Below are 13,905 nucleotides of genomic sequence, written 5' to 3' on the forward strand. Positions count from 1 at the left end.
ATGGGCAGCTGCTGTCGAAATAGTTATCTAGCGATTTAATTTTCCAAATAAGATTTACTGCCGCCTTTCATTCTATCTGTACCCAAAGTACCTCATCAACACAGCATCTTTTCCACTATGCATTTCAAATTTATTTTTTTCCACTAACAAAACATCTGTTTTTAGCTGCTTCGTCACTCGGTCATTTGTCATCCCTCATTTACTCTCCGAAAGAAGGTTTGTCTATGCTCTTGCTTTCACGCAGTAAAGGTTTGCTCCCGAATGATTATTCCGATGTTCAGCATGCATTGCACGGTAGAGAGTTTCGTGCTGAAGAACTCCCGTTTCCTGAAAAAGTGATTAAAGACTATGTGAAGAGCGGCCATGTTACTGTCCGTCCGGGGATTGTACCGCTTAATGAAAGTATCTTTGATTTGCTGACTGGCCGAAAAAAATGGTTGTGCGCTCGTTGCGGCAATCGTGATCAAGAAACGTTTGCAACGTGCACGTGCGGCCGCTGTCAGAAAAAGTGCGTCTACTGCCGTCACTGTTTGACGATGGGAATCGTGCGGTCATGTACTAAACTGGTGACTTGGTGCGGTCCTGAACCTGCATTAAATCATCGGTTTATTCATCAGAATACCCACCTATGTGCGTGGAACGGTACATTGTCTGATGAACAGAGTAGGGCTGCCGAAGCACTGAATCAGACACTTCAGATTGGCAAATCATTTCTTGTCTGGGCTGTCGCCGGGTCCGGCAAGACGGAAATGATTTATCCGGCCATTGAACATCAGCTGCTGAATGGCCGGCGTGTTGTGCTGGCAACGCCGAGAACTGACGTCGTCCGTGAGCTTCTGCCGCGAATGCGTGCGGCTTTCCCGGATGTTCCGATCAGCGGGCTCTACGCAGGCAGCGAAGAATCAAACCCGAATGCACCGCTCGTTGTGTCGACTGCCCATCAATTGATCCGTTATTCTAATTGCTTTGATTGCATCTTTATCGATGAAGTCGATGCATTTCCTTATCATTTTGATCCGATGCTGGAATTCGCCGTTCGAAAGGCAGCTAAGCCGGGTGCTCCGATCGCCTATTTATCAGCAACACCGCCTGCTGATTTGACGAATGATTACGCATCAGGAAAATTGCGAGGTGTCATGCTCGCTAGACGCTATCACGGGCATCCGCTGCCCGAGCCGCGCTTTCAATGGATCGGCAACTGGATGCAGATGATTCGCAAAGGGCAGATGCCTTCATTGCTTTGCGAATGGTTGAGCGAAAAAATAAATCAAAAACGACAAGTATTTGTGTTCGTTCCCTCTGTTACGTTAGCTCGCGATTTAACAGAGCTTTTGCAGCGATGCGGTTTTGAAAGGACAGCAGGTGTTCATGCTGAAGATCCGCATCGCCATAACAAGGTCAGCGATTTTCGCGAAGGAAAAATCAATATTTTGGTTACGACAACTATTCTTGAGCGCGGTGTGACTGTTCCGGGTGTCGAGGTTTGCGTGGTTGGAGCTGATGATCCTGTATTTGATGACCGCGCGCTTGTTCAGATTTCAGGACGTGTCGGAAGATCGGCTGAATCTCCAACCGGTGATGTTCTTTTTTTTCATAATGGCAAGACACTGGCGATGATTCGCGCACGCAAACAAATTGAGCATATGAATCAGATCGGGGGCTTTCATTGATGCGCTGTCTGTTTTGCGGTGCGGATCAGCCTGAGGTGTTGACTTTTCGCACACTGCTTTTAGCAGAGGACAAAACCGGGTTTTGTCGTTCGTGCAGAGAACAACTGGCACCAATTGCTGTTCAAAACAGCTGCCAATTATGCGGCAGAGATCTTTCGATACTTGATCCGAAATTGGTGCATGAACATATCTGTTATGACTGCACGCAATGGAAAAAGAGCGGCAGAAACGGTTTATACGAAAAAAATTATGCAGCTTATCACTACAATGCATTCATCAAAGATATTTTGAATCAATTCAAGTTTCGCGGGGATTCAGTATTAGCAGATGGGTTTGCGGATGAAATGAAGAAAATCTTTCGGAGGATAAAGAAGGAACAACGATTGAAGAATTCCTTCAGTTTATTTCGTCCACATGATGAAGAGTACGTTCTTGTGCCCATACCGCTCAGCATGAAACGGCTTGCGGAGCGGGGATTTAATCAGGCAGAAGTGCTGGCCGAGACACTTGATATGCCGATCCTAAACGCACTCACTCGGGTAAAACATGAACCAAAACAAAGTAAGAAAACGCGCCATGAACGATTGATGATGCGCGAGACACCTTTTCGTCTGGAAAAAGAATATACATCACTCATCTTTGGGAAAAAGGTCTTGTTGATTGACGACATCTACACGACCGGAGCAACGATGCGCTTAGCTGCTCGCGCGTTGTCAGAAGGAAATCCATCGAGAGTGGATTCTCTTACACTGATCCACGGATAAAAAACTTCGCATCGAAGCACTGCGAAGTATGATTCAGAATAGAGATGATTTTCGATAGCTGATTGCCTGACTGCCCATCTGTTCCCAAGCATTTATGAATGATGCGCGGTTCGCAATCGTATCTTTTTTTCTGAGCGGATCATTAATAATAATTTTATTCTGATCGTAGCCCGTAACCAGCACTGCATGTTCCTGATTCGTTACTTTAACTGTACCTCCTCTTGTGTGCCAATAATGAAAATAATTCTTCGAGAGCGGCTTAAAGGTAACATTCGTGATTACGACTACTGGAATACCATCATTTAATTGTGAAAGTACTGAGTCGAATGATTTGCCGCTTAAGTCAATAATACGGCTGGGAAGGTAACGGCGTCCAAGTAGTGCGAGCGGTTCATGATACACGCCGTATCCTCGTTTTGTGGCATCTTCCATGCTGCCGACAAAGCCCACGTCCGGATCTCCGAATTGCTGATTTTGATAATAGGGCACACGTTTGATTTCATGAGCCAGTTCCATTTTTCCTACTTGGATGCCTGCTTTCTGCAGCAGCATCGCCAATGAAGTAACCTCACAGCCCCGTGGCAATTCCGGTTTTTGAAGAATAAATGGGGCATCGATGCGAACGGAATGTTTCCTCGGTTGTCCGGTTGTCTCGTTTTTAATCTGTTCTGCTTCATAGGAAACATCGGATATCCACCTTTTCCCGATTGATCGGTTTCCAGGTGAATAAAGCACAAAGAGCAGTGCTGCAAGCACGATGTCAAAAGCAAGAAACCAGCTTAACCAATGCTTTTTAAAGCGCAATATGCGATCTCCTTTCGATTCAAGATTGTTTGCCGCATCGTATCGGTTGTGCTGCATTTAGCTTATTTGATTTGTGAACGCATTTTTGCATTGTCTTATAGCATGAGGTAATGGCAGTGCTTTGTTAGTGTACCACCATATCCGTAGCCTTTTCGGCTTAATTTGTAACAGTTCCGCTAAAATTTACCGACTTCATGCCGATAATAAGAGCAGACGAAACAAGCAGCGTTCTTACGGCTCTTAGTTGTTATGCAAGGAGGAATTGAATTGCCGGAACTCGAAAATTGTAAAGGATGCGGAAAACTTTTTGTACGCGTATCTTCACCCTATTGTCGGGACTGCTTAAATGAACAGGAAAAGCAGTTTGACACAGTCTACAGCTATATACGCAAACAAGAAAACAGAATGTCCACGGTGACACAAGTTCATGAAGCAACAGATGTTGATCTTGATTGGATTTATCAATGGATTCGTGAGGGCAGACTAAAAACGGCTGTTTTTCCCAACCTTGGCTATCCATGCCGATCATGCGGGCGAACGATACAAAACGGTACCTTATGCGAGCATTGCCGGAAAAAGCTGGAACGCGATATGCAGCAGGAACAAATTGATGATTCGCAGACCAATTTCAAAGGCAAGACCTATCATACGTGAAGGGAAAGGAATAGAAGTTAAAGAATTTCTCTGTATTGCCGATATAAAGTATGAACAGACATAGAAAGAGACAATGTAAATAAAAATGATAATGATACGGCAAATTCCTCTGAGATGAGGTGAATTCATTGAAAATAAATGGTTACCAACCGGTACAATCATACACGAATAATTATCAGACAGCGAAGCTCGGCGAACAGCAAGCGGCTGCATCCAAGACAAATGATAAAGTAGAAATTTCCAGTGCGGCGAAACGTTTGCAAGGCACACAGAAGCTGGACGAAGCCAGGCAGGATAAAATTGAGCAATTAAAATCGCAAATTGAGAACGGAACTTACCATGTTCCGGCAAAAAGTATTGCGGAAAAAATGTACGGATTCTGGAACAGGCAGTAAGGGAATTTGGTAACGAGGAGTGAAGAAGATTGTCTGCTGAGTGCATGGAACGAATAGTCAAAACAATGATCAGTCAGCATGATGCGCTTTGCAAACTTGCTGAACGCAAATGCGAAGCGATTAAGAATGGAGACGCTCAGACGGTGAGCACGATCACAAAAGAAGAAACTCCATTCGTCGATGAACTGAGCAGGCTTGAGAAGGAACGTATTGCTGCGATTCAATCTGATTTAGGCGACTCACGCTCTGAAGCAACATTTTCAGAATGGGAACAAGCGATTATTCCTGAGGATGAGCAGGAAAAGTGGCAACACCTTTACCTGGATTTGGCAAAGAGCGTGTACACGCTTAAACAGGCAAATACGTTAAATCAGGAACTTCTTCGTGATTCTTTGCTGTGGGTTAAGCTGAATATCGGCTTGCTGAAGCCAAAAACGCGCACATTGAATAACTATCAGAATCCAAGAGGCGGACAATCTCCGTCATCCGTCTTCAGCGGACGTATTGATTCTCGGACATAATTTAAGACGGAGGTGCTAACCGGTGATCCCGATTTTTTCCAGCTTAAACATGATGCAGCGAGCGCTGCAGGTCACACAGTCAGCCATTCAAACAACAGGAAATAATATATCGAATTCGAATACAGACGGCTATTCGCGTCAACGCGTCAATCTGGCAACATGGCTCTCTTATCCGGGTATCGGCATTAACGCCGATCGAAGTGCAGGTCAATTGGGGACCGGAGTGAATGACGAAGCAGTTGTTCGTATCCGTGATCAATTTGTAGATCTTCAAGTCAGGGATAGTTCCAACCAGAACGGCTATTGGAGTGCGCTGAACGATGCGTACAGCCAAATGGAAGATATCGTGAATGAGCCGACCGATACTGGTATTTCATCTGAGCTAGACAGCTTTTGGCAGTCTTTGCAGGATTTAGCCAACAATTCCTCGACAAGCGGGACAGGAACGGTTGTTTTAGAGGATGGTGCGGCATTGGCTGATACCTTTAATTACATCGCTGTGTCATTAGGAAAGGTTCAAAATAATTTAAATCAGCAAATTACAGCGAACACGGATCTTGTTAATAATTATGCTGATCAAATCAACGCGCTCAATCAGGAAATTAACAAGCAGGAAGCGAACGGCTTTCTAGCGAATGACTTATATGATGAGCGAGACGCATTGACAGATAAAATCGCTCAGCTGGTTAATATAAAAGTCAGCAAAGACCCAAGCGGCGGCAATCCGTCACCGCTCGCCGAAGGAAAGTATACCATTGAAATTGTTGATGCAAATGGCAACTCTTATGAGCCAAAGGCAACTTTGGTCGATGGCGCGGCACTGACGAATAATCATCTGAAAGCAGATATCGATACAACGGATACATCGAACCCAAAAGTTACGATATCCATGATGCAATCGGATGACACGACTCCGGTATCCACAGGCACACTGACTAATTTTTCCGGAAAACTACAAGGCCAAATTGATGCCTACACTAACGATTATCCGAGTGTATTAAAAAGTTTGGACAATATGGCGAATACGTTGGCAACGGAGTTTAACAACGCCTATAAGGATACAGCGGGATATAAAGCAGACACGAAAGGCGTCTTTTTTCTCGGTAGCGGAACGGACAACGATGCGGGTACGGTGACAGCATTAAACCTTCATGTAAACAGCAAGTTAAGCGGAAGTGACATTACATCGGCAAATTCAGGTATGCCAAGCGGCGACAACAGCGGAGCAACTGCGATGGCTGATGTGATCGCATCCAATAAGTTCGCAATTGATCCCAATGGTGAAGAAATGACCCTGAAAAATTATTTGCAAGGTTTGGTTGGTCAAATCGGAGTGAACGCTCAATCAGCGGATCAATTCACGAGCAGTTCGCAAACGATACTTGATGCAGCAACAAATCGACGATCATCCATCAGCGGGGTATCCATTGACGAAGAACTCACAAATTTAATCCAATTTCAACATTCGTATGCTGCAGCTGCAAAAGTCGTAACGACACTGGATACAATGTTGGATACATTAATCAATAAAATGGGGTGATATTGGATGCGGGTAACACAAAGTATGATGTCCAATAGTTTACTGAAAAATATCTCCAGTGGCTACAGCCAACTGGCCGATTATCAGAATCAATTGTCGACCGGGAAAAAAATCACGCGTGCATCCCAAGATCCGGTGGTTGCCACGATGGGTATATCTTACCGTACGGATGTCAGTCATGTAGAGCAATACCAGAAAAATGTTACGAATGCCTATAAGTGGCTGGACAGTTCCGACGACGCACTGCAACAGGTCAATGATGTACTCAACCGTATTCGCGAGCTGACAGTTGAAGCGAGCACGGACACCTATACAGCCGATCAACGTGCGGCTGCAGGCGTGGAAGTGGGCCAATTGACACAGCAGCTGGTTACTTTGGGGAATACACAGGTTGGCGGCCAGTATATTTTCAGTGGAAGTGATTCCGCGAACCCATTACTCACTCAAGCATCTGACGGAACAGTAACGATTAACAATTTGGCACAGCAAAATCCTAATTTCAATGTTGCAGTGAACGACGGCATTCAAATGACGATTAATGTGAGTCCGGACTCGGTTTTCAATGACCAGCTATTTAAAGATTTAAATCAACTGAAAACGGATTTGAATGAAGGCACAGCGACAGGCAGCCAAATCAGTGAATATCTTGGAAAGCTGGATACACATTTGGATGAAGTTGCCAGTGCCCAGGCTGATCTGGGAGCGAAAACCAACCGAATTGATATGGTGCAAAATCGTCTTGCTGATCAAAAGACAGTTGCAACGAAAATCATGTCCAATAATGAAGATGCAGATTATGCAGAAACCATTGTGAAATTAAATCAACAGCAAAACGTTTACAATGCATCGCTTTCCGTCGGTGCGAAAATTATCCAAACGTCCCTTGTCGACTTTTTAAATTAATAAATTCAACAGATGCAGGTAGGACGATGAGATGGCTAAAATTCTTCCGCATGTAGAAATGAGACAAGTTTTCGGCAGAATATCAATAAGTACACAAAATGCGACGCAAACAATCCGTCAACCAAAGGCAGAACAATCTATACAACAGCCAAAAGCAGACATGACGATTGACCGAGAACCGGCACATGTGCAGATTGACCAGTCAGCAGGATGGCATAATCTTGATCTGAAATCGGCAAGAGTACGTATTGCCGAGGCAGCAGATGCCGGCAAGCAAGCGGTACTTGAAGGAATTGCCCGTCATTCTCAAGAAGGAGACGAGCTTCTGCATATCGAGCGCAGTAAAGGAAGAAATCTGTTTGCGAAGCAGGCCGCCGATAATGTGAATGCGGCGGTTATTGGTACCCATTACAGTACGGGTAACACACCTGCGTCTCAAGCGGTCACTTATGATGTGACCCCCGCAACTTTGCAGGTGAATTGGCAAACTCATTCACCATTGATTCAAGCGACCGTTAATGCGCCGGAGTATAGTGATCAGCCCGGACAGGTTAACATTTCCATGGAGCATTATCCATCACTTGATATTCAGGCGGTCGGCATTTTTATTGACGAGAAAGGATAACGAATGGTTATGATCATCCAAACAAAGTATTTTGGCGAACAGGAAATCAAAGAAACAGATATTATAGCGTTTTCGTCTGGGCTTCCCGGATTTGCACACGACCATCGGTTCATTATTCAGCCATTTGGCGAAACCTTCTCCATCCTTCAGTCGGTAGACGATGCAGAGGTCGCATTCATTGTTACCTCACCTTTTTACTATTTTGAGAATTACAGCGTTGATCTACCCGACCATTTTGTGAAACAGCTCGAGATTCGTTCGCAGGAGGATGTGGCCGTTTGGGTAATTGTCAGCGTACGTAATCCTTTTTCTGACTCCACGGTTAATTTAAATGCACCGGTCATCATTAATGTAAATAAAAAAGTTGGCAAGCAGTATATACCCGAGCAATCCGATTACTCTCTTCGAATGCCGCTTACCGCGCAGCTCCAGGAAAAGAGGGTGTAACCGATGCTCATCTTGACCCGAAAACTTGGCGAGTCGATACGTATCGGTGATGATATTGAAGTGAAAATCGTAGCGGTATCCGGTGATCAAATAAAATTGGGAATCACGGCACCACGCGAAGTTGATGTGAATCGCGGCGAGATCTACGAAGCAATTCGCAAAGAAAATAATTCCGCGGCAACCAGCAAACTCCCCGCGGACATTCTGAATACAATGAAATCAATGAAGAAGAAGGATCATTAAACAGACGCGGGCAACCGTGTTTTTTATTTGGATTTCTTTAATGAGAAAATCGTATGTAAAGTGATAAAATTCAATTTGAAAAACAGCATAATAACGATTACATGTACCTTAATGATTGAAAAATTTTATATAAAGGTGAAAAAAGGTCAAAAGTCTTGAATCTTTATCCCCACTGTGCAAAAATGTTCATACATTAAAAAAACTATTTTCAATCGAAATGGCACACCTATTGAAAAATAGGGTCGCAAAGCCACGGGCCTACGGTTCATGCTATGGCAGCCGGGTTACCGAAAGGGAAGCAATGATCGTTCTACTCCCACATTTATTTCGGTGCGCCGTTTTGAAGTCAAAAAGGGGCGAGTGAATCATGTGGCTTTTTTATTATCTCAGGAAAGAAAATTTTTTTCATCATTATCAACCGATTGTCAATCTGCAAACAAAAGAAATTGAAGGGTATGAAGCACTTTTTCGCTCAAAGGTTTTTCTAAACTCGGAACGAGCATACCGACTGGCAATCAGGAAAAAAGCTCTTTGAATTTGATGCACATTCAATAAGAAAGGCACTGTGTACCTTCGTCAAGGATGGACCTGCTCAAAAAGGCAGAAAACTGTTTATTAATGTTTACCCATCAACGATTCTTCATCCGAATTTTGCTACGTTTATTCTTCGGCTCATTGATCAGTGCTCCATTCCTGCTAGCCAGATTGTGTTGGAAATCGTCGAACATGAGATGATAACAGATTTTATCAAACTTACACAAGCTTTGAAAGCTTTGAGAAAAACGGGAATCTTAATTGCGGTCGACGATTTTGGTAAAGGGATTGACAACATTAATCGAACAATCGAAATTAATGCTGATTATATAAAATTAGATCGCTATTTCTCAATTGGTTTAAGCAAGTCAAATAAGAAACAGGCCTACGTCGAATTTCTTGTTCATTACTGTAATCGGTTCGATGTAAAGCTGATTTTTGAAGGGTTGGAGACCGAAAGCGACATTGATTGTGCGCAAGTGCTTGGCGTTTCGTATGCACAGGGTTTCGCTATTGGTAAGCCGCAGCCTATTTCTCAATCTATATAAGGTGATGTACCTATGTCAGAAAACGCAATTATAGTCCTTGGTGCCGGAATTGAAGGTATTTTCCTGCTCGCTGTTCTCTTTGCATTCATTATGTACTACAACAATATTTTGAAGAGAGATCGCTTGCTCATTACGGATCTTAGGAAAAAGATTTACAAAAAAAGCGAATTTGATCGTGAAAAGGAACCAAAAGAACGCCGCCGTCACTACCGCATTGAACTGAACGGAGAAAAGTGTACGGTACGTGTCCTTGATTTTGGCGAACAGACTCTGCAAGGTTTGAATAATAAATCAATTGACGTGGAAATGCTTGATCTTAGTGTAAGCGGAATGAAAATTAAATGCGGAATTGATTTTCCCATTAAGGAAGAGGTTCATGTATTTCTGTCCTTTGCCAAAGACGATGGCACGATCATTCATGTTAGAGGCGAAGTGATGAGAAAGGAAACAAAACATGGATGTCCAACAGTAAATTATGGTATTCAGTTTGTGAATCCAAGTGCCAAGGAAGAGACGGAAATTCAATCTTATATGAATCAAAAAGAATTGTCAAAAAAGCTTTTGAACTCTGCAATCAGCCGCTGATTTACGGATGACAAAGGATTGGTAATAATTTGAGAAGCCTCCAATTGATTTTTAGAGGATTCTTTTTATCAAAAAACTAAATTATCCGAAATATCAGTGCAATGATGATGTTTGCGTCAATGAACAACTGCCATGGTCTTTATTCAGACGCTGTGGCGTGAGAGAAAGGAAAGTGATGACCATTGACCATTGATCAAATCGAAACATTCCTCGCAGTTGTCAGACATAATGGATTCCGTCATGCTTCGTGTGCACTCTTTTTAACCCAACCTTCTGTTCGTACACGAATTAAAAACTTCGAAAAGGAATTAAATGTGCCTCTGTTCATTCACACCGACCGCACAATTAGTTTGTATGAGAATGGAAAAATACTTTTACCGTACGCAGAAGGCATTACTCGACTGTGTCATGAAGCGAGAGCCGAGCTTGCAAAAATATGCACGATGCATCCTATATGAAATAAATCTTTGACAGATTGAGCAGTTCACGTTAAAATAAGAAAAATTAATTGATGCACAAATACAATGTGTCGTGCCCCGACATAATGGGGCAAAGCGCCTGCTTATTTTTCAAACAATTGTAAAGTGTAACAAAAAAGCGACTTTTTTAATAAAATGGACAAAACACACTTTTTTCGGAAGGAATGAACAGTCCATCGTCACATTTAAGATCCATTGTTGCATAAGCCATGCAACAGGATGAAAAATGGAAACAAGTGGGCTGTTATAAAAAGGAGGATGCAACACGTGATGAATCATCCGAATGACGCCAAAGTCGATGACTATCTGGACCTGTATCTCTTCGCTGCGAAAATCAAGGATCATGAATGGCAAAAGGAAATAAAAAATAGTTTGGCAGCTTTTGTAAAGGCAACAGCTGACCGTGATCGCCAGAGAGCAAGTGACTTGCGTGTCCAGCTCGGTTATGTCAATCGCAGAATTCTCGGCCTGTATCAACAATTGCGTAAACGCAATGTCGAGCTTACCGAAGGAATAACCAATGAGCTGTACGCGCTAAAGCAGCGCAGACTGGAATTGGAAGCGGAGCTTAGCCAGATTAGAGAGCAAAAGCGCCGCATCAGCTAAATGAACTACCGATTAAAAAGGCCGCCCCAAAATGGAGCGGCCTTTTTTAATTTTTCAACTTATCGTTCACTAAGACGGATTTTGATGCTCAGTTCCAATGGTTCTTCAGGCGTTACCATGAGCAATTCATCTTTATTTTCATTAAGTGTGTTGGTGAGTGCAGTCCATGGCTCGACACACACGAATGGCTGATTGCCTTCAACCCATAATACGGTGTAGCGATAGCGTGGATCCTGGCTGATCACGATTTTTTTCGTCGCGTTGAAATCAAAGACCAGTTGCGGGTCACCACTGTCCAGCAGCACGACAGACTCTTTTAATCCCTTCATATTGATTTCACCGTTGAACGGCTTGGTTTCATGATCATTGTAATCCAAATAGCTGACTGCTCTGCTGTTTAGACGAAGCTGTTGATCTGTCATTTTAAAATATGGATGATAGCCTGGGTAGACCGGCATTGCTTCACTTGAAAGGTTGCTGATGGTTTGACTGATCGTCAATTCACCGTTTGCCAATGTGTATGTGAGCACAGCTTCGAAGTCAAATGGATAGGATTTGCGCGTATCCTCTGAACTGTGGAACGTGATTTTCAGCGCTGAGTGGTCATGATCAGCGGATTGACCTGTGACTTCCCAAGCTCTGGTACGCGCCAGTCCATGGTTGTCCATGGAATAAGGAACGCCTTTCCATTCATAGGATTTATTGGTTAATTGACCGGCGATCGGGAAGAGAACTGGGATGCCGCCGCGTACATTTTTGCTCGTGTCAAAAAGCGTGGCTTCGTTCATGAACAGGACGTCTTCGCCATTCGTATGGAAAGCGGTCACCATACCGCCGCGTTCCGGACAGATATCAACGTAAGAAGTCCCATCTGTTAGTCGAAAGAAATGCAAGCCTTGCTGATCAAATTCTTTAATCTGATACATGTCGATCCCTCGATTTATTGTTTTATGAACGACTGGAAAACTCTGCCGTCCTACATAACTACTCTATCAAACTTTTAATACGCTTACATTAATTGCGTGAAAAAAATAACAAAAAAGATTGTTAAAAAATCAAAAAGCCGCTGAGCCAACAAACTCAGCAGCTTTGTTCCTATAATTTTTTTATTCTTTAGCCAATTCCTGCAAGAGCAGGCAGTATGCTTTTTGAATACGTGTGAAACTGCTTAAACGGTAAAATTCATTCGGTGCATGCGGACGTTCATCATCCTGCGAACCGCCAAGCGATAACGTTTCTGCTCCGAGTACTTCTTTGAACAGGCTGGTCACCGGGACCGATCCGCCGGCCCATTGGCGCTTGACCGGGTGACCCGTCATTTCTTCCAATACGTGTTCGAGTTTTTTTAGCGCAGGATCATTGCCAGGAACGCGGTATGGAGGCGTTCCGTGCTTGTCCTCAACTGTAACTTCTACTGAGCGAAACGTGTGTGCCTTGATATGCTGCTCAAACAACGCTTGAATTTTTTTCGGATCCTGATCCGGCACGAGCCGCGCGGTGATCTTAGCATGTGCTTCACATGGAATAACCGTTTTGCCACCGGCGCCCTGGTAACCGCCCCAAATACCGTTGACTTCCAATGTAGGGCGCGCAACTCCGCGTTCCATTGGCGTGAATTCCGGTTCACCATAGAATTCTTTGAAGCCGACACTTTCACGCATCGCATCCGGAAAAGCATTGAAATTGGCGATCTGCTTCTTTTCATCATCCGTAAGCGGACGCACCTGATCATAAAATCCATCGATCAAAATGCGTCCATCCTCATCACGCATCGAATCAAGAATCCGAACCAATTCATGGATCGCATTGGGTGCAATACCGCCGCCGAATCCCGAATGCATGTCCATGGCAGCCGTCTTCACGTTGATTTGTGCCGAAAATACGCCGCGTACGCCTGTTCCGACGGTTGGTTGTTCCTCTGTTCCGACACCGCTGTCGGCACTGACCACAAGATCACAGGCGAGCAAATCCTTATGTGTATCAAGGAAACCACTGAACGAACGACTGCCGATCTCTTCCTCGCCTTCAAATAAAAATTTAATGTTAACCGGAAGCACGCCGTCTGTTTGCAGCAAAGCTTCGCATGCGACAATCGGCAAGAGCAGATTACCCTTCATATCAGTGGCAGCTCGGGCAAATACCTTGTCATCCTCAATAATTGGTTCAAACGGATCGGAATCCCATAATTCCAGCGGCTCCGCCGGCTGAACATCGAAATGTCCGTAAACCAGTACCGTCGGCTTTCCGTCAGCATGCAGCCAGTCACCATAAACTACTGGGTGTCCGCCGGTTTCCAATGTCTGTACATGCTCAATGCCCGCTTTTTTCAAACGCCTGCCGACCCATTCGGCTGCTGCGCGCACATCTTTCGCATAGGCAGGCTCCGCCGAAATACTCGGAATACGAAGCAACTCAAAAAATTCTTCAAGAAAACGGTCTTGATTTTCATCCAAATACACATTCCATTTGCTAGACATGATGATCCAACTCCTGCTGTCAAAATTGAGCGATTCTTGCTCGTATTATTATCGTGAGAACTGTTTAAAAGAAAATCTATTATTAGTTTAGTTTATTCTGACAACAGTGT

At 43.9% G+C, this 13,905-nt stretch carries 16 protein-coding genes, 1 pseudogene and 1 riboswitch; of the genes and pseudogenes, 14 read left to right on the forward strand and 3 right to left on the reverse strand.

Translation table 11 applies throughout. The features are described 5' to 3' along the window. The first annotated feature begins 224 nt into the window (after positions 1-224). Positions 225-1,670: an ATP-dependent helicase ComFA gene (locus AC6F33_RS04715; RefSeq protein WP_500777838.1), complete on the forward strand. Its 1,446-nt coding sequence runs from the start codon at positions 225-227 to the stop codon at positions 1,668-1,670. Beyond that, positions 1,670-2,434, forward strand: a complete 765-nt coding sequence (locus AC6F33_RS04720) for a ComF family protein (RefSeq protein WP_500777839.1) — start codon at positions 1,670-1,672, stop codon at positions 2,432-2,434. The genes AC6F33_RS04715 and AC6F33_RS04720 overlap by 1 nt, the downstream gene beginning before the upstream one ends. 33 nt (positions 2,435-2,467) lie before the next feature. Here the strand turns inward: AC6F33_RS04720 and AC6F33_RS04725 are convergent, their stop codons facing one another. Then, entirely contained in the window at positions 2,468-3,238 is a 771-nt protein-coding gene (locus AC6F33_RS04725) for a C39 family peptidase (protein ID WP_500777840.1), read from the reverse strand. A gap of 267 nt (positions 3,239-3,505) precedes the next feature. Between AC6F33_RS04725 and AC6F33_RS04730 the strand changes: the two genes are divergently transcribed. The 12 genes and pseudogenes from AC6F33_RS04730 to AC6F33_RS04785 all read left to right on the forward strand — a co-directional run bounded on the left by AC6F33_RS04730 (position 3,506) and on the right by AC6F33_RS04785 (position 11,318). After that, the gene (locus AC6F33_RS04730; protein ID WP_500777841.1) at positions 3,506-3,892 is read left to right on the forward strand and encodes a TIGR03826 family flagellar region protein; all 387 of its coding nucleotides are present in this window, start codon (positions 3,506-3,508) and stop codon (positions 3,890-3,892) included. A gap of 128 nt (positions 3,893-4,020) precedes the next feature. Continuing rightward, complete coding sequence (gene flgM / locus AC6F33_RS04735) at positions 4,021-4,287, forward strand: flagellar biosynthesis anti-sigma factor FlgM (RefSeq protein WP_500777842.1); 267 nt, start codon at positions 4,021-4,023, stop codon at positions 4,285-4,287. Positions 4,288-4,316: 29 nt separating this feature from the next. Then, a complete protein-coding gene (locus tag AC6F33_RS04740) occupies positions 4,317-4,808 on the forward strand; it encodes a flagellar protein FlgN (RefSeq protein WP_500777843.1) in 492 nt (163 codons plus the stop codon). Between the two features lie 22 nt (positions 4,809-4,830). Then, complete coding sequence (gene flgK, locus AC6F33_RS04745) at positions 4,831-6,348, forward strand: flagellar hook-associated protein FlgK (protein ID WP_480947619.1); 1,518 nt, start codon at positions 4,831-4,833, stop codon at positions 6,346-6,348. Between the two features lie 6 nt (positions 6,349-6,354). Next, complete coding sequence (gene flgL / locus AC6F33_RS04750; protein WP_500777844.1) at positions 6,355-7,251, forward strand: flagellar hook-associated protein FlgL; 897 nt, start codon at positions 6,355-6,357, stop codon at positions 7,249-7,251. 31 nt (positions 7,252-7,282) lie between these two features. Further along, on the forward strand, positions 7,283-7,876 hold the full coding sequence (locus AC6F33_RS04755; RefSeq protein WP_500777845.1) for a DUF6470 family protein: 594 nt from the start codon (positions 7,283-7,285) through the stop codon (positions 7,874-7,876). 3 nt (positions 7,877-7,879) lie between these two features. After that, positions 7,880-8,323, forward strand: coding sequence for a flagellar assembly protein FliW (fliW, locus tag AC6F33_RS04760; protein WP_500777846.1), 444 nt, complete (start codon positions 7,880-7,882; stop codon positions 8,321-8,323). A gap of 3 nt (positions 8,324-8,326) precedes the next feature. After that, a complete protein-coding gene (gene csrA, locus AC6F33_RS04765; protein ID WP_480947616.1) occupies positions 8,327-8,566 on the forward strand; it encodes a carbon storage regulator CsrA in 240 nt (79 codons plus the stop codon). A gap of 209 nt (positions 8,567-8,775) precedes the next feature. Continuing rightward, positions 8,776-8,858, forward strand: a riboswitch (cyclic di-GMP riboswitch). 253 nt (positions 8,859-9,111) lie between these two features. Beyond that, positions 9,112-9,648 (forward strand): annotated as a pseudogene (locus AC6F33_RS04770) (EAL domain-containing protein); the annotation flags it as partial. A gap of 12 nt (positions 9,649-9,660) precedes the next feature. Then, positions 9,661-10,233, forward strand: a complete 573-nt coding sequence (locus AC6F33_RS04775; protein WP_500777847.1) for a PilZ domain-containing protein — start codon at positions 9,661-9,663, stop codon at positions 10,231-10,233. Positions 10,234-10,415: 182 nt separating this feature from the next. Then, on the forward strand, positions 10,416-10,691 hold the full coding sequence (locus AC6F33_RS04780) for a LysR family transcriptional regulator (RefSeq protein ID WP_370645958.1): 276 nt from the start codon (positions 10,416-10,418) through the stop codon (positions 10,689-10,691). A 288-nt stretch (positions 10,692-10,979) separates the two neighbouring features. Continuing rightward, a complete protein-coding gene (locus AC6F33_RS04785) occupies positions 10,980-11,318 on the forward strand; it encodes a hypothetical protein (RefSeq protein ID WP_255747478.1) in 339 nt (112 codons plus the stop codon). A gap of 59 nt (positions 11,319-11,377) precedes the next feature. On the opposite strand, the gene AC6F33_RS04790 is transcribed toward AC6F33_RS04785, so the two are convergent. Next, the gene (locus AC6F33_RS04790; protein ID WP_500777848.1) at positions 11,378-12,244 is read right to left on the reverse strand and encodes an aldose epimerase family protein; all 867 of its coding nucleotides are present in this window, start codon (positions 12,242-12,244) and stop codon (positions 11,378-11,380) included. 180 nt (positions 12,245-12,424) lie between these two features. After that, a complete protein-coding gene (locus tag AC6F33_RS04795) occupies positions 12,425-13,795 on the reverse strand; it encodes a dipeptidase (protein ID WP_500777849.1) in 1,371 nt (456 codons plus the stop codon). Between the last annotated feature and the right edge of the window lie 110 nt (positions 13,796-13,905).

The organism is Sporolactobacillus sp. BBK16-2, from assembly GCF_059878335.1.

Coding starts and splice junctions, on each gene's coding strand:
- AC6F33_RS04715 (WP_500777838.1), top strand. CDS start 225: ATGCTCTTGCTTTCACGCAGTAAAGGTTTGCTCCCGAATGATTATTCC.
- csrA (WP_480947616.1), top strand. CDS start 8,327: ATGCTCATCTTGACCCGAAAACTTGGCGAGTCGATACGTATCGGTGAT.
- AC6F33_RS04795 (WP_500777849.1), bottom strand. CDS start 13,795: ATGTCTAGCAAATGGAATGTGTATTTGGATGAAAATCAAGACCGTTTT.
- AC6F33_RS04775 (WP_500777847.1), top strand. CDS start 9,661: ATGTCAGAAAACGCAATTATAGTCCTTGGTGCCGGAATTGAAGGTATT.
- AC6F33_RS04720 (WP_500777839.1), top strand. CDS start 1,670: ATGCGCTGTCTGTTTTGCGGTGCGGATCAGCCTGAGGTGTTGACTTTT.
- flgL (WP_500777844.1), top strand. CDS start 6,355: ATGCGGGTAACACAAAGTATGATGTCCAATAGTTTACTGAAAAATATC.
- AC6F33_RS04790 (WP_500777848.1), bottom strand. CDS start 12,244: ATGTATCAGATTAAAGAATTTGATCAGCAAGGCTTGCATTTCTTTCGA.
- fliW (WP_500777846.1), top strand. CDS start 7,880: ATGGTTATGATCATCCAAACAAAGTATTTTGGCGAACAGGAAATCAAA.
- AC6F33_RS04755 (WP_500777845.1), top strand. CDS start 7,283: ATGGCTAAAATTCTTCCGCATGTAGAAATGAGACAAGTTTTCGGCAGA.